The organism is Sinorhizobium psoraleae, assembly GCF_013283645.1.
Lineage (GTDB): Bacteria > Pseudomonadota > Alphaproteobacteria > Rhizobiales > Rhizobiaceae > Sinorhizobium > Sinorhizobium psoraleae.
Map to the genome: position 1 here is coordinate 38,626 of NZ_JABEKV010000002.1, position 22,526 is coordinate 61,151.

Annotated in this window: 16 protein-coding genes and 6 pseudogenes; 12 read left to right on the plus strand and 10 right to left on the minus strand. The window is 57.6% G+C overall.

Going from position 1 to position 22,526, the window contains the following annotated elements; genetic code table 11:
* Positions 1-3 precede the first annotated feature (3 nt).
* Together ILFOPFJJ_RS08980 and aepX are read right to left on the minus strand one after the other, a co-directional pair.
* A complete protein-coding gene (locus ILFOPFJJ_RS08980; RefSeq protein WP_173510241.1) occupies positions 4-1,194 on the minus strand; it encodes a pyridoxal phosphate-dependent aminotransferase in 1,191 nt (396 codons plus the stop codon).
* Between the two features lie 40 nt (positions 1,195-1,234).
* Positions 1,235-2,143 (minus strand): phosphoenolpyruvate mutase, encoded by a 909-nt coding sequence (aepX, locus tag ILFOPFJJ_RS08985; protein WP_376741417.1) that lies wholly within the window; start codon positions 2,141-2,143, stop codon positions 1,235-1,237.
* 892 nt (positions 2,144-3,035) lie between these two features.
* Here aepX and ILFOPFJJ_RS08990 point away from each other — a divergent pair.
* The 3 genes from ILFOPFJJ_RS08990 (at position 3,036) to ILFOPFJJ_RS09000 (ending at position 5,277) form a co-directional block, all read left to right on the plus strand.
* Positions 3,036-3,755: a GntR family transcriptional regulator gene (locus ILFOPFJJ_RS08990; protein ID WP_173510243.1), complete on the plus strand. Its 720-nt coding sequence runs from the start codon at positions 3,036-3,038 to the stop codon at positions 3,753-3,755.
* 893 nt (positions 3,756-4,648) lie between these two features.
* The gene (locus ILFOPFJJ_RS08995; RefSeq protein WP_173511468.1) at positions 4,649-4,837 is read left to right on the plus strand and encodes a type II toxin-antitoxin system HicA family toxin; all 189 of its coding nucleotides are present in this window, start codon (positions 4,649-4,651) and stop codon (positions 4,835-4,837) included.
* Between the two features lie 5 nt (positions 4,838-4,842).
* Positions 4,843-5,277, plus strand: coding sequence for a type II toxin-antitoxin system HicB family antitoxin (locus tag ILFOPFJJ_RS09000; protein WP_173510244.1), 435 nt, complete (start codon positions 4,843-4,845; stop codon positions 5,275-5,277).
* Between the two features lie 711 nt (positions 5,278-5,988).
* Here ILFOPFJJ_RS09000 and ILFOPFJJ_RS09005 read toward each other — a convergent pair.
* Positions 5,989-6,420: an ATP-binding protein gene (locus ILFOPFJJ_RS09005; RefSeq protein ID WP_312032693.1), complete on the minus strand. Its 432-nt coding sequence runs from the start codon at positions 6,418-6,420 to the stop codon at positions 5,989-5,991.
* 598 nt (positions 6,421-7,018) lie between these two features.
* Here ILFOPFJJ_RS09005 and ILFOPFJJ_RS09010 point away from each other — a divergent pair.
* The 3 genes from ILFOPFJJ_RS09010 to ILFOPFJJ_RS09020 all read left to right on the plus strand — a co-directional run bounded on the left by ILFOPFJJ_RS09010 (position 7,019) and on the right by ILFOPFJJ_RS09020 (position 10,037).
* On the plus strand, positions 7,019-8,416 hold the full coding sequence (locus ILFOPFJJ_RS09010; RefSeq protein WP_173510245.1) for an aminotransferase-like domain-containing protein: 1,398 nt from the start codon (positions 7,019-7,021) through the stop codon (positions 8,414-8,416).
* Positions 8,417-8,734: 318 nt separating this feature from the next.
* Positions 8,735-9,427 (plus strand): AMP-binding protein, encoded by a 693-nt coding sequence (locus ILFOPFJJ_RS09015; protein WP_376741397.1) that lies wholly within the window; start codon positions 8,735-8,737, stop codon positions 9,425-9,427.
* A gap of 7 nt (positions 9,428-9,434) precedes the next feature.
* Positions 9,435-10,037, plus strand: a complete 603-nt coding sequence (locus ILFOPFJJ_RS09020) for a hypothetical protein (RefSeq protein ID WP_173510246.1) — start codon at positions 9,435-9,437, stop codon at positions 10,035-10,037.
* Positions 10,038-10,767: 730 nt separating this feature from the next.
* Here the strand turns inward: ILFOPFJJ_RS09020 and ILFOPFJJ_RS34995 are convergent.
* A pseudogene (locus ILFOPFJJ_RS34995) lies at positions 10,768-10,969 on the minus strand (hypothetical protein).
* Between the two features lie 1,454 nt (positions 10,970-12,423).
* Here ILFOPFJJ_RS34995 and groES point away from each other — a divergent pair.
* Complete coding sequence (gene groES / locus ILFOPFJJ_RS09025; RefSeq protein ID WP_173510247.1) at positions 12,424-12,720, plus strand: co-chaperone GroES; 297 nt, start codon at positions 12,424-12,426, stop codon at positions 12,718-12,720.
* 63 nt (positions 12,721-12,783) lie between these two features.
* Positions 12,784-14,421 carry a chaperonin GroEL gene (groL, locus tag ILFOPFJJ_RS09030; protein WP_173510248.1) on the plus strand — a complete coding sequence of 546 codons (1,638 nt, stop codon included), beginning with the start codon at positions 12,784-12,786 and terminating at the stop codon, positions 14,419-14,421.
* Positions 14,422-14,654: 233 nt separating this feature from the next.
* Here the strand turns inward: groL and ILFOPFJJ_RS35000 are convergent, their stop codons facing one another.
* The 3 genes and pseudogenes from ILFOPFJJ_RS35000 to ILFOPFJJ_RS35005 all read right to left on the minus strand — a co-directional run.
* A complete protein-coding gene (locus ILFOPFJJ_RS35000; RefSeq protein WP_246299567.1) occupies positions 14,655-15,335 on the minus strand; it encodes a hypothetical protein in 681 nt (226 codons plus the stop codon).
* 236 nt (positions 15,336-15,571) lie between these two features.
* Positions 15,572-16,513: pseudogene (locus ILFOPFJJ_RS09040) on the minus strand (IS630 family transposase).
* 88 nt (positions 16,514-16,601) lie between these two features.
* Positions 16,602-16,733 (minus strand): annotated as a pseudogene (locus ILFOPFJJ_RS35005) (IS481 family transposase); the annotation flags it as partial.
* Between the two features lie 118 nt (positions 16,734-16,851).
* On the opposite strand from ILFOPFJJ_RS35005, the pseudogene ILFOPFJJ_RS09045 reads away from it, so the two are divergent.
* Positions 16,852-16,983 (plus strand): annotated as a pseudogene (locus ILFOPFJJ_RS09045) (transposase); the annotation flags it as partial.
* A gap of 20 nt (positions 16,984-17,003) precedes the next feature.
* Here the strand turns inward: ILFOPFJJ_RS09045 and ILFOPFJJ_RS09050 are convergent.
* A pseudogene (locus ILFOPFJJ_RS09050) lies at positions 17,004-18,193 on the minus strand (IS3 family transposase).
* 293 nt (positions 18,194-18,486) lie between these two features.
* On the minus strand, positions 18,487-19,326 hold the full coding sequence (locus ILFOPFJJ_RS09055) for a LuxR family transcriptional regulator (RefSeq protein ID WP_173510250.1): 840 nt from the start codon (positions 19,324-19,326) through the stop codon (positions 18,487-18,489).
* A 660-nt stretch (positions 19,327-19,986) separates the two neighbouring features.
* On the opposite strand from ILFOPFJJ_RS09055, the gene ILFOPFJJ_RS36450 reads away from it, so the two are divergent.
* From ILFOPFJJ_RS36450 to tnpC, 3 genes and pseudogenes are all read left to right on the plus strand, one after another.
* Positions 19,987-20,421 carry a transposase gene (locus ILFOPFJJ_RS36450; protein WP_376741418.1) on the plus strand — a complete coding sequence of 145 codons (435 nt, stop codon included), beginning with the start codon at positions 19,987-19,989 and terminating at the stop codon, positions 20,419-20,421.
* A complete protein-coding gene (gene tnpB, locus ILFOPFJJ_RS09065; RefSeq protein ID WP_312032694.1) occupies positions 20,325-20,666 on the plus strand; it encodes an IS66 family insertion sequence element accessory protein TnpB in 342 nt (113 codons plus the stop codon). Before ILFOPFJJ_RS36450 ends, tnpB begins: the two co-directional genes overlap by 97 nt.
* Before the next feature lie 71 nt (positions 20,667-20,737).
* Positions 20,738-21,748: pseudogene (gene tnpC, locus ILFOPFJJ_RS09070) on the plus strand (IS66 family transposase); the annotation flags it as partial.
* Positions 21,749-22,116: 368 nt separating this feature from the next.
* On the opposite strand, the gene ILFOPFJJ_RS09075 reads toward tnpC, so the two are convergent.
* Positions 22,117-22,455: a hypothetical protein gene (locus ILFOPFJJ_RS09075; protein ID WP_173510251.1), complete on the minus strand. Its 339-nt coding sequence runs from the start codon at positions 22,453-22,455 to the stop codon at positions 22,117-22,119.
* Positions 22,456-22,526 lie beyond the last annotated feature (71 nt).

The window sequence follows — 22,526 nt, forward strand, 5'->3', positions numbered from 1 at the left end:
CCTTCAGTTCCAGGTGTTAAGGACACGGACCACCCGTTCGAGGCCCGCCTCGAGTTGTTCTGGCGGAATCCCATAGGAGAGCCTAATCCCCATGGGATCGCCGAAGGCGGTGCCCGACACGCCGGCGACTCCGGCCTGCGCGAGAAGCGCGGCCACGACGTCATCAGCCGTCTTAGCGCGACCATTTCCGAGCGTCGGCTGCAAAATGCCCGACAGATCGAGGTAAAAATATAACCCGCCTTGTGCTCCCGGCATCGGTACCCGCTGCAGTTCGGAGAGGACGGAGAGCCCGGTCTGCCGCGCCGCCGCCAATCGGTCCTTGAGCCGGGTCTCAAAGGCGCCGTCGCCTTCACGGAGGTGGTGAAGCACGGCGTGCTGGGCGATGACATTCGGGTTCGACGTTGTGTGCGACTGCAGTGCTTTGACTGCCGAGATCAGCTCCTTCGGTGCAGCGAGATACCCGATACGCCAGCCCGTCAGGGCCAGGCTCTTGGAAAAGGAATTGACGATCACGGTCCGGCCCCGAACATCGGGGCTCAGCGACACGATCTGATGGTGCCGATGACCATCATGGGTAAACGGACCGTAGCACTCATCGAAAATGATCCAGAGATCCCGCTCCATCGACAGCCTGGCGATGCCGGCGAGGGTTTCTGCGTTATAGACTGCGCCACTGGGGTTCCCAGGCGTGTTGATGACGATTGCCCGGGTCAGCGGCGTGATGACGCGCTCGATATCTTCGACCCGCGGAACGTAACCATTTGGTCGCGTGTCAAAATGGACCGGCATACCGCCGGCGATCCGAACCTGCGCCGGGAATGTTGTCCAGTAGGGTGCGGGGACGATGACCTGGTCACCGGGATTGATCAGCGTCATCGCCACGTTGAAGAGACCCTGCTTGGCGCCACTCGTCACAGCGATCTCGTCCGCTCGCCAGAGTTGCCCGGTCTCGACCGACACCTTCCGCGCCAGCGCGTCGCGCAGTTCCATCGAACCAACCGTGTCGGTGTAGCGGTTCAGGCCTCGTCGTATAGCCTCGATCGCTCCATTCCGGATCGTCGGCGCCAGATCGCTCCAGATCTCGCCAACCGTGAGATCGACAGTGTCCGTGCCGGCATCCGCGGCGGCTTTCGCCGCTTCGCGGGCGGCCGCAGTCCCCGACGATTTGAACAAGTTTGTCCGTTGCGCCAGCATGCGCGTCCCTTCTCTTTTTTGCGGACCGCCTGAAGCGGCTCTACTCGTGGCCGTGCGCCGCCTGCGGCAGGTATTTGTCCTCTGCAACTGCGAGCTCGCCGTAGTTCATCAAATCGAACAGCTCATCGAGCGTCGCGACCTCGCCTTCGATACCGGCGATGCTTTCTTCCTGGATGATGCGGTCGCAGACCTGGCGCATCGCCGAGATCGCGGCGCGCATGTTGTGGTTGGCCCAAATGACCGTCGAAATGGCTGCTGCCCGGTACTCGGCGACGGGCGTGCGGTAATATTTCGTAGGTACGATCATGACCGGCAGTTTGTTGTTCCATTCTTTTGAGAAAGCGAGGATTTCGTCCGGAACGCTTTTGCGGGAATGGATGAGGATCGCGTCGGCGCCGGCTTTCGCGTATGCGTGCGCCCGCACCAGCGCCTCATCGAGACTGTGGTCGGCGATCAAGGCTTCGGTGCGGGCGACCAGGACGAAGTCGGGTCCAGTGGTGTCCCTCACGGCACTCAGGCGACCGGAGAATTCGTCGATGTCAGCCAGCGGTTGCCTATCGCCGACGAAGGAGTTCATTTTCGGGAAACCCTTGTCCTCAAGGCAGATGCCGGAGGCTCCACGTTGCTTGAGCTTCCTCGCGACGATTCGGGCATTGTTGAAATTGCCGAACCCGGTATCGCCGTCGACCAGGATCGGTAGTCCGCTTGCATCGGCCATCCGCTCCACGACGCCCACCACGTCGGTCCAGCTCGCCTCGTTCGCATCGCGATAACCGATCGCCGACGAGATCGAAAGGCCAGAAGCCCAAAGGCCCTTGAAGCCCGCTTGTGCGGCGATCGCCGACGAAATTCCGTCATGCGCCTCCATGAGAAACGTCAGGTCACTCGACAGCATCAAATCGCGGAGCGTTGTCGTCGGATCTTCGAGGGTGCCCACCGGTTTGGGCATGTAAACTGTCCGATCCACTGCCATGCCTCCTAACGAAAACTCAGAATGAATGTATTTTTCGAGTACATCAATAGCAAAAACACCGGAGTATGATATATCTTCGCCCATATTAACGCATATCAAAAATCAATATTATGAATGCAAACGGAAGTTCTCGGTATATCCCAAAAAATGTTACCGGATATATCGGGACGAGCTCGTCTAATACGAAGCCCGAAGCCCATAGTTCGCTTGGCGGACCAACGGCAATCCTGCGCAGCCAAACCGTTCCGCGCCGTGATTTGGAAGCCGATGCTCAGACCAGTCACCACGCTCGTTGCCAGGATCAAGTCGTCCCGGCTCGCTCTGCTTTGCAGAGCCGAACACTGACTGGGGACCTCTGATACTCTGACAAAGGTATATTTCGATGATTTGCCAGTTGGTGCGAGGCCAGCTTGCGCTTGGTCCTTGCACCACCTCGAAACCTTTCAGCGCTTCTGTTGACCGTGGTCGGCATCGCCGAAGACAGTGTCGGATTTCCATCCTTCTGTCCGGAAAGGACTTCACCAATGGCGTGCGGATCGCCAGCTTGCAAAGATCGATGATGCTCGCTGTGCTTCTCGACAGCGCGGGCGAGATAAACCCATTTGCCTTTGACCTTTGCGTAGGTTACATCGACCAGCGACTGCGCCGGATCGGAGTGGTGCTTGGCTCCAGAATTATGCGCCTTAAAATGGAAAAGCGGCTCCGTTGGCATTGATGTACATGGTGGTGGGAGTCGAGCGTCATCCCTGCGCTCGCTTACGGCTTGCGATCCGTGCTGTTCTCACCCGGTTAGGAGAAGCCATCCATGTACTTTCTGACATGTGTAGACGGCCTCGTTTAGAGGACGTTGAGAACGGGAGAGCGTGGGATGTGGCTATGCGAAAAGTTGGCCGACTGTCGTGGGACTAAGATACAGAAACTTTCGGTCGACACTCCAACGCGCGGAAAAGCTGAAGCAGCTTACGACGCGGTGCTTCGATTGCTCAAAAGCTGTGCACTCCTGCCAGGTCAGCATCTAAGAGAAAACGAACTCTCGTCCAAACTCAGCATCGGTCGAACTCCCTTGCGTGAAGCACTTATCAGACTTGCTGCGGAAGGGAAGATCCTGTCCCTTTCCAAGAAGGGCTACTTCACGTTGCCTCTGGTCGAGTGGGCGCTGCTGGACTCATATGTCGTGGGGCGCAATGCTCTCAGCCTTGCGTTATCCCATGCAAGCGCTGAGCCTGTTTATCGCACCGTCCCCTGCCATGAACTGTCTGCAGCCGAACTTGCAATTCGAACTGAGGCAGTATTCATGGAAATTGGTCAAAGAGCATCGAATTGCGAGGCTTGCCTGATCATTGAGAAATTCTGCTTTTGCTCCCACCCTTTACGGATGGAAATGGCCGCGTCTGAACTTTCCGCTTCCTTCAGAACAAGTCTCGCGACTCTAACAGACGCAATGGCGATGCTCGGCAAGGAAACGAGCCTCGTGAAGTCCGCATTGATGAATCACCTCAATTTAGAACAGCGAGCGATACCGCACGCTGTTCAAGAAATAAGCAAGAAGAAGCTGGCAGGTCTCTCGTTTATCGCCGGCAGTTTGTGAGTTAGTTCTACATATTGAGGGATGTAGATCATGAACGAGTTCTGGTGAAGATGCCTTAAGCTAGCGCAAGTTCACCACATGCGCATGGATGGCGATCATCGTCATAGGAAGGGACCGCTTCGAGCGGACGTTTTCTCGTCCATCGCCGTGGCGTGGCGGCGCACGATTCTGTCAAATCCGTGCTCGCTCGGCGGCCGAACGTCGCGCAATACGTCGGTCAGCGCCGCGTAGCTGCCGGAATAGCAGAGATCCTTCATTTCGCGAAAAACCGCCGCCCCGTCAGGCCGGGATTGGCCTTCACGCGTTCGCTTAGATTGGCCGCGAAAAGCTCGGTCAACGACGCTCTTGGCTTGCGCGGGCTGGCGAGCGGCCATGTGTTAACGCCAGTGGTCGCTGCGGCGCTTTGCCTGAATGCACGAGTCAGGCTGACGATCAGTCTCGGCGTTGAAGAAGTTGACCTTACCCGTCGGCACCACGATCCTCGCCTGTTTCCGCCCTCTTCGAGCACGGACAGCCTAATGTTCCTGGATTGCGGATCAAGTCGGCAATGCGGGTGCTGGAGCATCAGTTTCCTTTTGGACATCGGAACGGCTCCAGGGCTGCAGGATCGTCGCCGGGAAGTCGATTTGCCAATCCGGCTTCTTTCGAGATGACGCGTTTCACGCGTTCTCCACCGAACTTGCGGACTCTATCAGGTCCCTGATCGGCAGGACCCGAGGTCGACCGTCGCATGGGCCCAGTCGGGGGCGATCGGGGATCTGTCCGCCGGTAACGCACCGACGCGCGAACGTCATTTCCCAAAACCGAATCGGCGCGAAACTGGAAAATGCACTCGGAACATTTTCGTCAACAGATTGTTGATTAATACACACTAGTGTGTATCTATGCTGGGTATGAGGAGCGGCGACATAATTGCAGCATTGCAGGAGGATGGTTGGTACGATGTTGCCAGGAAGGGCAGCCACGTTCAATTCAAGCATCCAGAGAAGCCAGGCCGGGTCACCGTTCCTCATCCGAAGAGGGATTTGCCAACAGGCACCCTTAGGAGCATTGAAAAGCAATCCGGCCTAAGACTGAGGTAACGACCATGCGCAACTATATCGGATTGATCCACAAGGGTGCCGAGAGCGACTACGGTGTTTCCTTCCCCGATTTTCCTGGCGTCGTAACTGCTGGCACAGACCTCGATAACGCTCGGGCCATGGCTGAAGAGGCCTTGTCCTTGCATATCGAAGGTCTCGTCGAGGACGGTGACGCGATTCCGGAGCCGTCTACCCTTGAAGCAGTTATGGCCGACCCTGAGAACAGGGACGGTGTGGCAATTCTCGTGGCGATGAAGACCGAAGCCAAAAAGGCTGTTCGCGTCAACGTTACGCTTCCCGAAGATGTCCTCGAGGAGATCGATGCGTTCGCGGAAGCTCATGGCTTGACGCGCTCGGGGTTCTTGGCTCGTGCTGCCAAGCACGAGATCGAGCAGGTGAACGACGACTACAACTACGCGGAAGAGCGTCTTTCGGCTTAGGAGGGGACCCCGAACATGAGTGCGAGGGCGACGGGAAGGGGTTCCCGAGCCATGTGTCACCTGTCGTTTGGGAGCAAGTGTCTACCATATAGCCAATAAGAACCCCGCCGGGGCGGGGGTTGTAAGCGCTTGTCCGAGAACAGCCTGTTGCCGGCCACTTGTGTCGAAGGAGGAGCTGGCCTGGCTTCCAGATTTGCTCGCTGTTCTCCATAGAGAGCGCTTGCGAAATGCTCCCTCAGATGAAAATGCTGCGCGGGTCGAAATACGCTCGCAGCGCCGCGGCATTCGCCTTGGTCTGGTCTTTCGGTGCGCGCCGCAGAAGCGATCGCGGTAAAGGGCATGTGCAGGCGCCGGGAAAAGGCCTTCGCATAGCCAGAGCCGATGCAGAATAACCAAGGTTCGGGGAGCGAGGCGTGTCAGGAGCCCCGGAAATGGCGTGCTCACCGCTTTGTAAACACTACACTCTAAAGATGCCAAAATGTGGCGACTCGATGGGAGCATTGAGCGAAGCACTCACGGCGATTGCGAGCGCGTTTCTGGTGTCGACAGGATCATGAATCCCGTCCCAGATTCAGACGTTGCGCGCTTGATCGCTCCCTATACTCTCCCAAAATCGACTGTCTCTGACCTGGTGCTCCTGCGCCAAATAAGCGTCTAAGCTCGTAGCCTCCAGCGACATAGAGCTGTTCGCGACAACATCGATGCCAGTGATCATTTCGGGAAGGGGTGCTCCACCTGCAGGCGCGTATTGATCTCGAGGAAATAGAACTCTCCGCCATCAACGGTGAATTCGATCGTGCCTGCGTTTCGACGGTTAGCGGCTCGAGCGATGTCCACGGCAGTTTCACAGATTCTCTCGCGCAACGCCGGGGAAGCGTTGACACCGGGCGCCTCCTCAATGATCTTCTGAAATCTGCGCTGGGGCGAGCATTCCCGCTCGAACAAGCGAATAACGTTCCCGAAGGCGTCGCCGAGCACCTGCACTTCGATATGCCGCGGCTGTTCGATACATCGTTTGATGTGGACCGACCATCCCCGAAGGAGCGCTACGCCTGTGGGCGCTTTGTAGTGCCCCTCAATCTCCCGTATCACGGCCTGCAAATCTCCCATGGAGCCGATTGGAAACTGATCCCGCGTTGTCACGGGCCTCCTTGTAGTTGATGCTCTTATGGCGAGGTGGCGTCATCCGGCCGCACCGGATTCGGCCGGCCATCGCTGAGGAGCGGCAATGCCTCATTAGCGTTCGCATCGAGCCCAGTTGGGCGCGACACTTGTGGTTGGTGTAATGCTCTCCATGGTTGGGTAGGTGGACGGCAGACGGAGCGCGCCTGTTCCATGGGTGCCATTTCGCATGCGTTTTTCACTTGAGCCTGTTTGCATGACCTTCTCTCGATCGGGACCCGCGGTATCGGAAACGAGTCACTGTGAATTTCACGCCACCATCACGACTTCGGAACGTCGAGCTATTCAGTATAATCTCAAGGAACTGCGATATTGGCCGTACAGAAAGCCGTGCGTGGACTAACATGCCAAAAATAGGTTGCCTTTCACGTCAATGTCTTAGTAGTGTTGTCTAGTCTTGCGTCGTTAGCCGCCCCCGCGGTAGCAAGCTTTAATCTGTTCAATCGCGTATAAGCTCCATGATACTCTACGTTACTTACGAACCAACTGAGGAAGCTATACCGGAAGACACTATAACGCCACACTTATTGTGTCGCGTGACACTTTTTGGGATATCTGCATGCTGATGAAATCACCTTGGGAACCTTGGATCGCACCTGGCGATGAGCCAGTGTACCAGCGCCTGGCGGCCGCCATCGCGGAGGATCTGGTCAATGCCAAAATCGCTCCCGGATCCCGCCTGCCGGCGCAGAGGGACCTGAGCTACCGACTAGGAGTGGGGTTGGGCACGGTGACAAAGGCCTATGGGCTCTTGGCACGCCAGGGCCTTGCCTCATCTTTCCACGGACGCGGAGTGTTCGCGACGAACAAAATCCTGACGACCAGAAAAATGGTCGATCTGAGCTTAAACGTGCCTCCCAGCGTCATTTCGGAAAAACTGCTGAGCGGGACGTTGGCCTCGCTTGCGACGACCATTGACGCCGACACCTTCAGAGCATGTACCTTTCCAAAGGGAACCCTCGAGCATCGTATGGCGGTTGCGGGATGGCTTCAGCGCTATTGCGCCTCGGTCGACGCCGAACGCATGGTCTTTTGCAATAGCGGTCAACATGCCCTTTCGACGGTGCTGACCGCACTGGTCGCTCCGGACCTTTGTTTAGCAACTGATGAGCTGCCATTTCCGGGGCTCGTGAGGATTTCACATTTGCTCGGCATCGAGCTGGTCGGAATTGACGCTGATCGAGAAGGCCTTCTACCAGAAGCCCTCGAGCGGATCGCATGCGAGGTCGCTTTGAGGAGGAAGCGCCTCGTGTTGTTCACTAACCCAACTGCGCAGAATCCAACCGGCAAGACGATGTCGCAGTCACGGGTCAAGGACATTGCCGTTATTTGCCAGCGCCAAGATATATTGATAATCGAAGACGACGTGTACGCAGCCTTCGCTGCGCGTGATCGCATTTGCTTTCTCGATCTAGCGCCTGAACGAACCTATTATATAAACAGCTTTTCTAAGCTGTTCACACCGGGGCTGCGGCTTGGTGTTCTGATTGCCCCGTCTCATCAGCTGGACAATCTGGTGCGCGTGCTCCGCGCACAAGGTGCGACAGACTCTCCAATATCCAGGCTTGTCATACACAAATGGATAGCGGATGGAGTGGCATCACATATCTCGAGAACCGCAGGCGCGGAAGCGGTTGTTCGAAACAAGGTAGCAGCGTCGATCTTCGCCTCGACAAGCGGTGCGTGGGTCGGCAGCGGGTTCCACATGTTTCTGTCGATGCACCACTCCGCGGCGGTCGCACTTGCCAACGCAGCCCGCGAACGCGGGATAATGGTCACCGATCCAGCAGTCTCTCTGTCAGACCGAAATGATCAAAGCGGCATTCGCCTTTGCTTGGGTGGGCCCACGCGCCTCGAACTTAGCAGAGCATTAAGGGAGATTGCCGCGCTGCATGTTCAACTGGGGCAGGGGACGAAGGCGTCGGCAGAATGCCTCGATGAGAACATATATGTTTAAGGTCGACCCGAATAATGAGCGCTTGCATGCTCGAGCCACCTTTCATTTCGCCCCTCATTGCCTGGGTGCCCACAAACGTCTTATCTCCGAAGCTGCCATCGGAATTGAGCCCACCAACGGCTCACATCGAGGAGTTGAAGACAGCCAGCCAAGCTGAAGAACTACCCGTACCTGAAAGTGCGTGGCCTTAACCGCGTCGGAAAAGTCTCACGAGGGTTCCAGACAGAAGGAATAGTTGGCAATGGATCTCGGCATACTGACTGACCGCAATGCGGCGTTTGCTCTAAACAAGCCCGCAATTCATTTCGAGGCGAGACCTTGAGCTACGCCGTTTTGCGCCGACGCATCGAGCACGCCGCGCGTCCCTTGAATAAAGGGCTCGAAGTCACTAAAGGCGACCGCGTCGCCGTGCTACTGGTGGTCGAGCAGGCGTTTAACGCGGTTCTGCCTGATCTGGCACACACACTGCCCGACACCTCAGTCTGGCTGGACTTCACGCCCCCTCGCGGGAGCACATGGTGTAACCTTTTAGACCAAGGCAGCGGCGATAGCCGCAACTCACATGCTGACTTAAGCTGCCCGCTTCTGATCGTCTACACTTCTGGCACTACCGGGCGACCGAAAGGCGCGGTTCTGCGACAAGAAGCATTGCTCTGGAACGGGGTGATGGGTCAGCACATCCATGCTCTGATCTCTGCAGATCTGTGTTGTCGGTATTGCCGTTCTTTCACTTGGGGCGGCCTCAACATCCAGGCCACTCCGGCGTTGCAACATGGTGCAACGGTCACTATCCATTCGCGATTTGCGGCAGGCGCGACACTTGCTGCATTCGAGCGCGATCGGCCAACGCTTACGGCATTGGTACCGACGGCCATCCAAACATTGACTGACCACGCCGCATGGTGGACGGCCGACCTGTCCTCCTTGAAGGCTGTTTCAACCGGCTCGACGATCGTGCCTCAGCGCCAGATCGAACGCGTTACCGCGGAGCCCAAGTTTTGCTCGAGGTAGGAACACTATGAAATCACCGTGGAATTTTCTTGTTCAATTGTCGTCGCAGCGACGACTGGCAAAAGCGCAAGATTCGGTTGCGCATGATGCTGATCCCGAGGCGCTCGATAGCGAAGCGGAAAATACGTTCGACTTGCCGTCCGATAATCCAACGGAAACTTCTAGCACATCTGATCACGATGCGGGCGTCCCAGTTGATCAAGTGTCGATGTTATCGGATAAGCCGAACAGCGATTCCAATCTCGCGCGGGCAATGAGCCCACCGATTGATGCTCAAGAGGCTGATATCCCTGCGCCTGGTCTCCAGCATTCCGGTGCGGAGGCGGATGCAGTGGGGCCGAAAAGCGAGACGAGCACAAAACCCCAAAGAAAACCGCGGGTTAAGCGGCGAGAACGTTCGAAGAAGACCCGCGTCCACCAGGTTGCGCGAAGCGCCGTGGCCACAAATGAAGGTCAAAGCGTACAACCCTCGTCTTCCGAGGATTCTTTCTTCAATGAAGTGGCAATCGTCGAGGAGGAGATCAAAGAACTGCGACGACGCCTGGCTCAAAAGATTTATCTGCAGAACATCCAGCTCAAGAAGATGCTTGAGCGTTTCGACGTCTCGTGAGCCGGCGTCAACTGACGCTGGACCGGGAGATGCTGCAGGACGTCATTCGTCGGAAGCTCTGCGGCCTCCCCGGAAGCGAGAGCAGGTGGTGTATTAGCAGGTCGGCTACCCGGGAGGTGCAGCACCGAATTCATGTCCCGCCATCTTGACCTACAGGCCCATGCCAACGTTTGCTATCCTGGACTTCCGCGGCATAGAACGCCGACCCGCACGCCTCCTTCGCTGAACGGTCGCTTTCTGGCGGAATGTCTGAACCAGCACTGGTTCCGTTGCGAAGCCCGCGAAAAGAAGGAGCTTTGGCGCCGGTACGATATGAAAAGCGGCGACCGGTGTGCGATGGCGCCCGACGGCCAGACGCAACGCCTCGCCGCCGACGATCGGCGTCGCATCGGGAGCACCGGGGCGGGCACTGTAGGCAGATCGCGGGCCCGGTCGCGCGCGATCACCTCGATACGTCGATAGCGTCCCAGCCAAACGGCGACCGTATCGGCATTTCGATCCGGCAGTATATCGCGCACGCCGTTCCGCTCCAGATCGCAGATGATGTCCCCCGGTGCTGCCCTTGCGCCGGGCCTCGTCGTCGATGCCGAACGCACGCGGGCCTCCGGCGGCTCGAAGGGCTGCGCGGATCATCCGCAGCAGCTTGTCGACGCTGGCCGGAAGTGCAATTTGCGTGAAAGGCGCGAGCCGCCAACCGCAAAATGGATCGCTACGCCATGCGTGCCGCGCCTCAGGACAGCCCAGCGACAATACTCAAGCCCAAGTCGTCGCGAATTCCTGCTTGATGAGCGTTAATCAGCTTTGCGGCGAGCGCTTCAGCTTCTTCAGACTTGCGTGACAAAGCTCGCCTTTGCAACTCGTCTTTTTCCGATCATCTCCAACTCGTCAGGCCCAATTGGATCCAAACTCAAGGTTTGAGCTGAATTCATCATTGCCCTCCCTCCGCCACCCGATGCGACGGAAGACTTTTGTGCCGCTGCGTTTCAGTCTGACTTGGGGTGCAGCTTTGCTGGAGATCTATCGAATATGAGCTCTCCTTACGGCCGGACGATCCGTATCGGTCCACTGCAGTGCCGCAATGGCGGAGCCGAATAGCAGAGCAGGTATAGCCAGAGCTCCCATGCGCTTCTGGCGCAACAGGAGGGTGTCAAAGAACCGTCACCCCGCGCATTGCCGTTGCTGATTAGTCCAGACCGAGCCTCTTGCGCAGTTCGGCAGTTTACGCTGGCAGCTTCTCCGCCAGCAGCTTGCGGAGCCTCAGGTTTCCTCTTCGAGCGCTGGATAAGACCTGCCAACTGATCGCCGGCCGGCAGGGACTTGTCCTCTTAGTGTCCTTTTGCTCGACGGCTTCGCCGCACCCTTCCAATGGTAGTAGGTTTGCTCTGACATACCGGCGCTCTTGATAGAGTCCTTGAGGGTGTCGCCTTCGCTGACTTGCGTCTCGGCATCAGCCTGGCCTTTCTCACCCTTCTCTAATTCGGTTTAGCCCTGCGTTTGGCGGCCGGCGTCTTCATTGACCTGGTTCGGAAGTCGCCTTCTGGGCCGTGGCGACCTCCTCGATTTAGCCGTTAGTGCTTTCACTTTGCGTCCGTCGCTACAGCCGCAGCAACCGGTCCCGCATTACTCTCGTCAGCCATCAGCAATTCCCTCCCTTAGTGATAGGCTGTTTTCGGCTGAGTGCTCCACAGAGAAACACAACCATCAGAGTCCTGTTTTACGGATAGTTGATGTTTGGCTCACACCTAGAGCCTGACCACCGACGATGAAAGGCTCCCAGCACTCGTTGAACTAAGCGGAGCCCTGCTTACCACTGTCACCTATTTTGAAAATCGTGGCGACCCCTACAGGTTGGCGAAGATTCGGGCGGCGCGACCGGTATCGCAGTAGGATGCCGCAGACTACCGCCTTCTAGAGTACGACGCTTTGATCGGGATCATATCCGGCTGCAGCGAAGTTACTTGGCGCATTCCTGTGGTTCGAACAGTCTGAATGATGTGACCGCCGGTATTCCACAACGCGTCGACGGAAACGCTCGGCCTTTGCCCGCAGGAGCGCCTGGAGCTACGAGAAGGCGTTTTCGGTGGATTGAGTCGGGACAATAGCGCGGCAAGAAGAGTAGTTCGCGGTCCGCAGCTTTATGTTTGCGCCCCCTTTTTGCATTGCAGCTGCCCCATAGATTACCGCTGCAATATCAGCGTCGGACAAGCCACGGTCGCTTCCCGCCGTGCTGGTGTGTCGACGCTCTCCGGCCGATCGCGGCAAATCCTTGACTCGGTTTGCCGCCAGCCTTATCTCGGAGAGGCTGGCACTCGCCAGTGAAGAGTGCTAACACACCTCCATCGGATCGATGAAGATCCGCAATGTCACTTGATTGAGGGATTAGACAATGGCAAGCACCAACTTCCGCCCGCTGCATGACCGCGTCGTCGTCCGCCGCGTCGAGTCTGAGGAAAAGACCAAGGGCGGCGTCATCATTCCGGACACCGCAAAGGAAAAGCCGCAAGAAGGCGAAATCGTGGCTGTCGGTTCGGGTGCCCGTGACGAAAGCGGCAAGGTTGTTCCGCTCGATGTCAAGGCTGGCGACCGCGTCCTGTTCGGCAAGTGGTCCGGCACCGAAGTCAAGATCAACGGCGAAGACCTTCTGATCATGAAGGAAGCCGACATCATGGGCATCATCGGCTGACCGGTCGAGCCACTTCCCACATTCATGACAACCAATGGGCAATGAGCCCGGGAGTTTTCTCACATGGCTGCTAAAGAGATCAAATTTGGCCGTACCGCGCGCGAAAAGATGCTGCGCGGCGTCGACATCCTCGCTGATGCCGTCAAGGTAACACTTGGCCCGAAGGGCCGTAACGTTATCATCGACAAGTCCTTCGGCGCTCCGCGCATCACCAAGGACGGCGTTTCGGTCGCCAAGGAAATCGAACTCGAAGACAAGTTCGAGAACATGGGCGCCCAGATGGTCCGCGAAGTTGCTTCGAAGACCAGCGACGTCGCCGGCGACGGCACGACGACCGCAACCGTTCTCGCTCAGGCAATCGTTCGCGAAGGCGCCAAGGCAGTTGCTGCCGGCATGAACCCGATGGACCTGAAGCGCGGCATCGACCTCGCTGTCGCTGAAGTTGTCAAGGACCTGCTTGCCAAGGCCAAGAAGATCAACACCTCGGACGAGGTTGCCCAGGTCGGCACGATCTCCGCAAACGGTGAAAAGCAGATCGGCCTCGACATCGCTGAAGCGATGCAGAAGGTCGGCAACGAAGGCGTCATCACGGTTGAAGAAGCCAAGACCGCCGAGACCGAACTCGAAGTCGTCGAAGGCATGCAGTTCGACCGCGGCTACCTGTCGCCCTACTTCGTCACCAACCCGGAAAAGATGGTCGCAGACCTCGAAGACGCTTTCGTTCTCCTGCACGAGAAGAAGCTTTCGAACCTCCAGGCCATGCTCCCGGTTCTCGAAGCCGTCGTCCAGACCGGCAAACCGCTCCTCATCATCGCTGAAGACGTCGAAGGCGAAGCGCTCGCAACGCTCGTCGTCAACAAGCTGCGTGGCGGCCTGAAGATCGCTGCCGTCAAGGCTCCGGGCTTCGGCGACCGCCGCAAGGCCATGCTCGAGGACATCGCCATCCTGACGGGCGGCACGGTGATCTCCGAAGACCTCGGCATCAAGCTCGAAAACGTCACGCTCGACATGCTCGGCCGTGCGAAGAAGGTCTCGATCTCGAAGGAAAACACGACGATCGTCGACGGCGCCGGCCAGAAGGCCGACATCGAGGGCCGCGTTGCCCAGATCAAGGCCCAGATCGAAGAAACCACCTCCGACTACGACCGTGAGAAGCTGCAGGAACGCCTTGCCAAGCTCGCTGGCGGCGTTGCCGTTATCCGCGTCGGCGGTGCGACCGAAGTCGAAGTGAAGGAAAAGAAGGACCGCATCGACGACGCCCTCAATGCGACGCGCGCTGCCGTCCAGGAAGGTATCGTACCGGGCGGCGGCGTTGCCCTGCTGCGTTCTTCCGTCAAGATCACCGCCAAGGGCGAGAACGACGACCAGGAAGCCGGCATCAACATCGTTCGCCGCGCTCTGCAGGCTCCGGCTCGCCAGATCGTGGAAAACGCTGGCGATGAAGCTTCGATCGTTGTCGGCAAAATCCTCGAGAAGAACACCGACGACTTCGGCTACAACGCACAGACCGGTGAATATGGCGAAATGATCGCCATGGGCATCATCGACCCGGTCAAGGTCGTTCGCACCGCCCTGCAGGACGCAGCTTCGGTTGCCTCGCTGCTCATCACCACCGAAGCTATGATCGCCGAGCTGCCGAAGAAGGATGCTCCGGCAATGCCGGGCGGCATGGGCGGCATGGGCGGTATGGACATGATGTGATAGGGCGAAAGCCTTAGCACGGCGGGTTTATAAAGCTTCGCCATGCTCTTTAAGCAAGTTCAGGACTTCTCAGTCAGCGGCGCAAGGACCATTGGGCGTACCGATTTTGCCACCAGAGGTTATCTTGGGAAAACTCCGCCCAATCAATTTGTGCAGAATCTCGCAAAGCTCAGGCCGTCAGCCCGGAACTGCCGAAAGGCAGGATAGACGTGAACACCTCCAGAAGGCCATTTCTATTGGGATGACGCGCACTTAAGTAGAAGTCGTATCCTTGCTACCCAATACGCTGACCTTCGCGCCCGGCGGCTGCGCGCACTGATGAAAAGGTTTTCGGTTACGCCCAGATCAGGAACGCGGAAATCAAATACTTGCGTGGCTTGCCAAAGACAGGTGGCTCCCCTTTGGGCATTGCGGGCAATCTCTTCGACCATGAGATCGTCAGTGCGCGGCTGCAATATCATTGGAGTGCTCCTTTCAGTTGAATGTGCAGTCTGGTTCCGGATCACGGCACAATGCGCAGGTAGTAAGGTGAGTCGCTCGGGGGGGGTGAAGCCGCCAAAAACCTGCGCGATAGTGGACTGCGTGTGCTTGTTTGACAGGTTCAGCGACGCCGAGAGCAATGTTGAGGTGACGGCGAGGCCATCCGCGTTTCCATGGTCGACCACGGCAAGGCAAATTAAGTACAGATGAATCTCAGCGGAGTCGGATTGATCCAGCATGACGCAATTGAAAGCATTGGGTTCGCCGTATTCGCTCAGGTAGATCCTGATTGGCTCCGCCAAATCGACGCCTGGTATGCGCTCGTCAGCTGCCTTTGCGCAAATTGACGCAAGGGCACTGGGCAAATCCGCAACGGCGGTCGTGCGGGTCAGCGTCCTTGAAGTCGTGGCAATTTCCACCTGGTTCGGGATCATTCGCATGGCATTCTGCCACGCACTAGGATCCCGGTTCCCGGTTGTGTCATCGGATACCTTCTGAATCAAGGCAAGCAAATACTCTCCGCTTCGAGGGGCGCGCTGCTCTGAGGCGCGATCACAACGAAAAGGCCCGCAGTTGTTTTTGCAAATGGGTTCATGTTTGCTTCCTCTTTGAGGGAGACACCGGAGTTCGCAGGCACTGGGGCGCGACAGAGCATTAGAGCGTTTCCCTTTCATGTTGAATCGTATCCGCATGAATTGAAGTAGTTTCTGCATTCGTGGCTCCACGAGATCGACAAGCTTCCCAATCATGTCCCACAGACCAGACACGGTCCGCTCGGCCGCTTTCCTCAGATGTGCCTTGAGCTTGGAGAAGGCCTTTTCGATGGGGTTGAAGTCGGGACTGTAGGGGCAGGAACACCATCGTTGCGCCCGCCGCTTCGATCAACGCTCTTGCTGCTGGCCGTTTGTGGCTGGAAAGATTGTCGAGGATCACGACGTCGCCGGGTTTCAATGTCGGGACAAGGACCTGGGCGACATAGGCCTCGAACCACTCGCCATTGATCGGACCGTCGATGACCAAAGGCGCGACCATTCCGGTATTTCGTAAACCGGCGAGAAGCGTCGTCGTCTTGCGATGGCCATGCGGGAAACCCATCCGTAGCCGCTCACCCCTGGTGCATCTTCATGGGTGCGGGCCATGTTGGTCGCGGTCCATGTTTCGTCGATGAACACGAGCCGCGACGGATCAAGATCGAGTTGCTCGTCGAACCACCGCTGACGGAGCTCCAAGACGTCTGGGCGTGTCTGCTCTATCGCGTGGCCAGTCTTTTCTTGCGCGTCTGATTGTGCCGGACAAGAAAACGGTGCAGCGCCGACTTGCTAACGGCAATGCCCTGAGTTGCAAGGGCATCACGAAGTTCGAACAAGGTGCCGTCCCGGTGTTCCTCAAGCCACGACATGATCGCGTCGGCGTTGGCTTCGGTTTTGTGCGAATGACGGTCTCCACCCAGCGGACCGGGTCGAACATGGCCCTGACGGACTTGCAGATTTCGCCACCGGCTGACGCTGGCCGCACTGACGCCAAAGCGCTCGGCAGCCTCCCGGTGCGACGCTCCGGCAGAGACGGCGGCAAGAACACGTGCGCGAAGATCAACGGAAAGGGCTTTCGACATTATCTGCCGACCTCCATCGGCAGATAGCTTGAATCAGAACCCATCTGATTTGCAAAGCCCAAATGATTCAATCAGTCAGGGAAACGCTCTAGATGTTTAGTCCCGGCATCTGGTGGAGCGGATTGAGGGTAAAGCGTTCGGGGTGCGACGCGCATGCCTTGCAGACGAATTCGTAAGGGGTGAGGCCCTTGAGCGTCTTGAGCCTGCGGCCGAAGCTGTGGCGGCAAGTCGCCACAAATGAAGACCGTACGATCCTCGTCTTCTGGAGTGCGCCCCTTGGGGTGGACAGATCGTGATGAGGAATTGACCGGCCTACCGGGTTTTCGGAAAGAAGACCCATGGCAAAACACCGCAGTCACAGCGTCGAATTCAAACGTCAGGTCGTGCAGGAATTCCTCGCCGGCGAAACGCTGCATGGTCTGGCAAAACGCCACGATGTGTCGCGCAACCTTATCCGCATCTGGGTTCAGAATGACCTGCCACTGAACTTTCATCCAGCGGCGATTAGAGCCCCGGCGGTTTTCGATACGCCATTTGGCGCGGTGGGAGCAACCGGCGGAAACGCCTAGCCTTCATCTTGCGCAGCGTTGGAGCCGGTTGCGGCGATGGTCCCGGCATAGTTGGCCGGGGTCTGATATCCGAGCGATGAGTGCGGCCGGAAATTGTTGTAATCCTCCGCCCATTCGGAAATGGCGCTGCGGGCGTGGCCGAGACCGAAGAACAGGCTCTCGTTCAGCAGTTCGTCGCGCATGCGGCCGTTGAAGGATTCGACGTAGCCGTTCTGCATCGGCTTTCCCGGCGCGATGTAGTGCCATTCGACCTTGTGCTCCTTTGACCAGGCGAGGATCGCGTTCGACGTGAACTCCGTGCCGTGGTCGGAGACGATCATGCCGGGCTTGCCGCGCCGTTCGATAAGCGCCGTCAGTTCGCGGGCGACCCGACGCCCGGAGATCGATGTGTCGGGGATTGCCGCCAGGCATTCGCGCGTCACGTCATCGACGATGTTGAGCACGCGAAACCTCCTTCCGCAGGCAAACTGGTCGTGGACGAAATCCAGCGACCAGCGGGCATTGGCCTTCGCTTCGACCAGGATCGGCGCACGGGTGCCGACGGCACGCCGTCTGGCTTTCCGCTTGCGGACCGACAGCCCTTCATCGCGGTAGAGCCGGTAGATGCGATTGACGCCGGACGGCTCTCCGTCCCGCTTGAGCAGGACGAACAGCCGCCGGTAGCCGAAACGCCGTCGCTCGTTGGCGAGCTCGCGCAGCCTCGTCCGCAGTTCGACCTCCGGCGGTCGACTGGACCGATAACGGATCATCTTGCGGTCGGCGGATATGATCTGGCAGGCCCGCCGTTCCGAAAGACCCATCACGGTCTTCAGATGCGCGACGGCTTCGCGCTTGGCGGCAGGCCCTACCATTTTTTTGCCAGAAGCTCGCGGAGCGCGGCGGCGTCCAGCATCTGCTCGGCTAACAGCTTCTTCAGCTTAGCATTCTCCTCCTCGAGCGCCTTCAGACGCTTCGCCTCGGAGACCTCCATACCGCCGTATTTGGCTTTCCAGTTATAAAAGGTCGCTTCCGAAATCCCGTGCTTGCGGCAGAGCTCAGCCACCTTCGCGCCAGCCTCCTGCTCCTTCAGCACCGCAATAATCTGCTCTTCCGTAAATCTCTGCTTCTTCATGCGTCCGTCCTTAATCTGGCCGGACTCTAATCCAATCTGGAGGAAATTACCCGTGGCAGGTCATCTTCAGCTCAATCGAAAGCTCCGCCCAGTTCGGCTCCTGACTTCGCCGCTGTCCCTGCTTGACGCCGGTGCGTGCGAATAGCCGGTGCTCGACCACATCGTCGGTCGGGTCGCAAGAGCTAGGTCGGCCCAGCGGCTATCGCGCGGTCGAGAGGATGGGAAGCATCTGAATTTCAGTTCTCCAGCGTGTATTTTTTTACTTACGTTTGTGACGATTGCGACTCGGTTTTCTACAGTTCTATAATTCCGAGGCTTACTGCTTTCAAAGCGGCGACCGTTCTGTTAGTGACATCAAATTTTCGCGTTATGTTCTTTATATGGAAATTTACAGTGTTTGCGGAGATGTTAAGTATACGCCCTATATCCCAAGACGATTTACCTCTTGCTACCCAGAGAATACATTCTCTTTCCCTTGGAGAGAGGGTAGGAGATTTTGTGAGGTCGCTCCGGTTCGCAAACTCAGCGACTGTCAGATGGAACTGTATCGCGGCAAATTGCAGGTAGGTGATTGTTTTGTTTTGTAAGTGGAGGTAGGAGGGTCGAGCAAAGTTCATGATCGCAAAGCCACCGTCGGGGCCATGCAATGGAACACTGACGCCTGACTTTAAGCCGAAAGCCGCGGCCTCGTCAAAAAAACGCCGTTCCACTTCGGTCGTGCTTACGTCATCGTACACCTCAGTCCATCGAAAGGCGCGCGCTTGCTTACGGCTCTTCTTGATGATGGGGTCAATCCTGTCATAACCCATTTTGACATAATGCTCCTGCCATTCATCGGGATAGCTCACGATAGCCGGATTACGTCGGAGCGGCTTGAATGTATGATCGGCTGCATAGGGACGATAGGCGATCCACGGAAACTCAAAATTAAGGGCAAAAGCAGACAACGATTCGAACAACTGCCCAGATTTAGCAACACCATCAGTCTGGTCGAGGAAGCGGGCCAACTCGACCGCAAACGCCTCCTTGGCTGACTCCGGAGAATGCATCGGCGGTGCGCATGAAACCTGCTGAGATACTCTGCCTGTTGGCCCTCGAGCTTGGGAGAACGCAATTGTCCGCGGGCGTTCCATAGTCTCTCCTCCCAGGAGCTTGCGCCAAACATTGTCACTGATGGACAAAAGCTACGGGCTTGAAGGCACTGCTGTTTTGCCCATTGTCCTCCGCGAGGCTGCGGACCCGAATCGATCTGCGCCTCTTGGCGCTCCGTGGCGTTTCAAGAGTCGTGCCAGCTCAGCAAAGCACCTCAGAAACAATCGCGTGTATGTTTATCAGTGACTTGAATGGCATTACAGCGGGGCCGGGCCGAACACCCTGCGTCGCGGATTCGACAAATCCCACACAGACGGTCATTGAGAATAAGCCTCGCGCAGCAGCCAGTGGAAAAGTAAGCGGCAAGCCGAGGCCGTTCAGCCGGCGTAGTTCCATATGTGGACGGCTCCCTGTTGCAAGGGTTTTCTGCAGATATTTTTGATCGGATCGCTTGCTTCCATATGTACGGCCTTTGTGTGTGGTCGCACATGACCACTGGCCAAGATGGTTTCCGCAACGCGCGTTCCTAACACGGCAACGACCTTAAAGGGCCACTGGAACTAACGGAGTGTCACGCGTCTTGGATCGTGAGCGTCCGGTGAGCGGATTTTGCTGAACGAGCCAGTTAGGCGATGTTCTGGCATTAGAACCAGCATTAGTGCTGACACTAATTCCAGATCTGAGAGGTTGGCATGGCCCGCATGGAGATCATTTCCGGCGTCGAGCGTAGGCGGCGATGGTCGAAAGAAGCTAAGCTGAAGATATTGGCAGAAGCCGACCAGCCTGGCGTCCGCATTGGTGATGTAGCTCGTCGCCATGACATCTATCCGGCTCAGATCCGTCTATGGCGGAAGACACTTAGCCACTTCGAGGCGTCAACCTCGTTTCTTCCGGTACAGCTCGTCGACGACGTAAGCCTCGGGCAGACGCCTGCGGCTTCGCCGGCGCCAGTGTTTATCGAGATCTTGCTACGAAAACGGTCGGGGCTTGAAAGTTCCAGCCGACATCGAGCGAAAGATGCTAGCATCGTTGATCGCCTGTGTGGAGGCAGCATGATCGGGCCTTCGGGGAATGTGCGGGTCTATTTGGCCTGCGGGGTGACCGACATCTCTCGGCCCTGGCCGAGACAGTCATAAAGGAAGCGCCAGGATCTGGCGCCATCTTCGGGTTCCGTGGCAAGCGCGCGGATCGGATCAAGCTTTTATGGTGGGATGGCCAGGGGTTCTGCCTGTTCTACAAGGTTCTGGAGCGCGGATATTTTCCTTGGCCGACGGCGAAGGATGGCGTGGCGCACCTGACACAGGCCCAACTTTCCATCCTTATCGAGGGGATCGACTGGCGTCGACCGGCGTGGACTTCCGCTCCCGGCCGAACGCGGTAAAGGCCTTATTTTACAAGCGAATCCGGGCAAAATGCTAGCGCTTGAGGCGCAAATCGGCTACGTTTTCTGGCATGAAAACAACGCCGCTGGACAGTCAGGACGAGCTTGCTGCTTTGCGCGTGCTCGTCGCTGAACAGGCGGTGAAACTTGAGCGACAAGAAGCCGAAGTCACCAAGCGCGACTCCATTATCAGCCTTCTGCGCGCGCAGTTGGAACTGCTCCGCCATCGACAGCATGGCCCCGCTTCGGATAAGATCGATCGGAAGATCGAGCAATTTGAGCTGATGCTGGAGGAGATCGAGGCCTCCCGCGCCGACGCTGAGATGCGCTCCGGGAAACTCCCTTTGCCGGAACTGGACGACGCACCGGCTAAGCCGAAGCGCAAACCGCTGCCGGATGGCCTTCCAACAGAAGAGCGGGTCTACACAGCGCCCTGCAGTTGTCCGACCTGTGGCGGCACATCGTTCCTGAAGGCGGCTGACAAGGTCGTCAAGGTGATGGAGCACGTACCGGCATCCGTAAAGATTGTCCGGCACGTCGAAAAGCGCATGATCTGCAGGGACTGCGATACAACAGTGTCCGGCGAAATGCCGACCTTGCCGATTGAGAAAGGCAAGCCCGGATCGGGATTGTTCGCCCACATCATGGTCGCCAAGTTCGACGATCACATTCCGCTCTATCGTCTGTCCGAGATGTACGACCGGCTGGGAATAGACATCTCCCGGTCCGTCATGGCGGACTGGATGGGCCGTGTGTCCGTTCTGCTTTCGCCCCTCATTTTGCTGATCAGAGCCCATATCGCCGCGGTCGATCGAATACATACGGACGATACCCCGGTTGATGTTCTCGATCCTGGGCGCGGAAAGACCAAAACCGGTAGGGTCTGGGTCTATGTCTTCGATGGCAGTGGCTATCAAGATCCAACGCCCAGAGCCATAGCCTATTACTATAGCCCCGATCGTAAGGGCGCACGTCCGGCAGACCACCTCGCTGACTTCAGCGGCGTGATGCATGCCGATGGCTATGGTGGCTATAAGAAGCTTTACGGCAACCAGATCATCGAGGCTGCGTGCATGGCGCATTATCTCACGTCCGGTTTTATCTGGGGTATTTTCAGCTATGTTATTGCTCGGCTGGAGTTTTCAGCGTGTTGGGCTCCAGATAAAGGTCGCGACCCCGGCGCAGAACGAGAGTGTCCGAGGGGTCGACGTTGCAGATACCGTTACGCACCATCTCAACGATGGAGAACTATGTTGCCACGGAAGAATGGAGCCGCGCACAGTTGTCTCGTTGCCCACTTCATCCAAACGGCGGCTGCGCATTTCGACGGCATGGCAGCTATGCTCGCTTAACCAGCCCCGGTGTCCGAATCGCTCGGTACTATTGCCCACAAGGGCACATGACGTTCAGCCTTCTCCCGGATTTTCTCTCCGCTCGGCTGCCGGATTCGCTAGCAGCGATCGAACAGGTCATCGGTGTGGCTGCATCGTCGAGAAGCATCGAACAGGCAGCAGATGCAGTGCGCGGCCCCGATATCTGCCTTCCAGGCGCAGTGCGTTGGCTTCGCCGCCGCATCGTCGCGGTGCGCAAATCCGTTGCTGCTGTCGGAGTAATGGCGCCCGGGCTCTCGCACTTGGGAACGAGCGAGATGCTGGCCCTTACGGATCTGCGGCGCGCCCTTCCTCCACAACTGCTGCTCGACATTCCGGTGCCCGTGGGCTTTCGCCTTGGTCAACGAACGAGTGATCGCCGTGCGCTCGGATGCCTGGCTTCCGGTGATGTCGGACAAAAGGTTTCAATCGTGCCGCGGACAATCATTACCAACACGATGCGGGGCCTGATCTCACCGTCGCGGCCGGC

Excerpts from the sequence above, each read along its gene's own strand:
- ILFOPFJJ_RS08980 (WP_173510241.1), bottom strand. The coding sequence starts at position 1,194 with ATGCTGGCGCAACGGACAAACTTGTTCAAATCGTCGGGGACTGCGGCC.
- aepX (WP_376741417.1), bottom strand. The coding sequence starts at position 2,143 with ATGCCCAAACCGGTGGGCACCCTCGAAGATCCGACGACAACGCTCCGC.
- ILFOPFJJ_RS08990 (WP_173510243.1), top strand. The coding sequence starts at position 3,036 with ATGTGGCTATGCGAAAAGTTGGCCGACTGTCGTGGGACTAAGATACAG.
- ILFOPFJJ_RS08995 (WP_173511468.1), top strand. The coding sequence starts at position 4,649 with ATGAGGAGCGGCGACATAATTGCAGCATTGCAGGAGGATGGTTGGTAC.
- ILFOPFJJ_RS09000 (WP_173510244.1), top strand. The coding sequence starts at position 4,843 with ATGCGCAACTATATCGGATTGATCCACAAGGGTGCCGAGAGCGACTAC.
- ILFOPFJJ_RS09010 (WP_173510245.1), top strand. The coding sequence starts at position 7,019 with ATGCTGATGAAATCACCTTGGGAACCTTGGATCGCACCTGGCGATGAG.
- ILFOPFJJ_RS09020 (WP_173510246.1), top strand. The coding sequence starts at position 9,435 with ATGAAATCACCGTGGAATTTTCTTGTTCAATTGTCGTCGCAGCGACGA.
- groES (WP_173510247.1), top strand. The coding sequence starts at position 12,424 with ATGGCAAGCACCAACTTCCGCCCGCTGCATGACCGCGTCGTCGTCCGC.
- groL (WP_173510248.1), top strand. The coding sequence starts at position 12,784 with ATGGCTGCTAAAGAGATCAAATTTGGCCGTACCGCGCGCGAAAAGATG.
- ILFOPFJJ_RS35000 (WP_246299567.1), bottom strand. The coding sequence starts at position 15,335 with ATGATCCCGAACCAGGTGGAAATTGCCACGACTTCAAGGACGCTGACC.
- ILFOPFJJ_RS09055 (WP_173510250.1), bottom strand. The coding sequence starts at position 19,326 with ATGGAACGCCCGCGGACAATTGCGTTCTCCCAAGCTCGAGGGCCAACA.
- ILFOPFJJ_RS36450 (WP_376741418.1), top strand. The coding sequence starts at position 19,987 with ATGGAGATCATTTCCGGCGTCGAGCGTAGGCGGCGATGGTCGAAAGAA.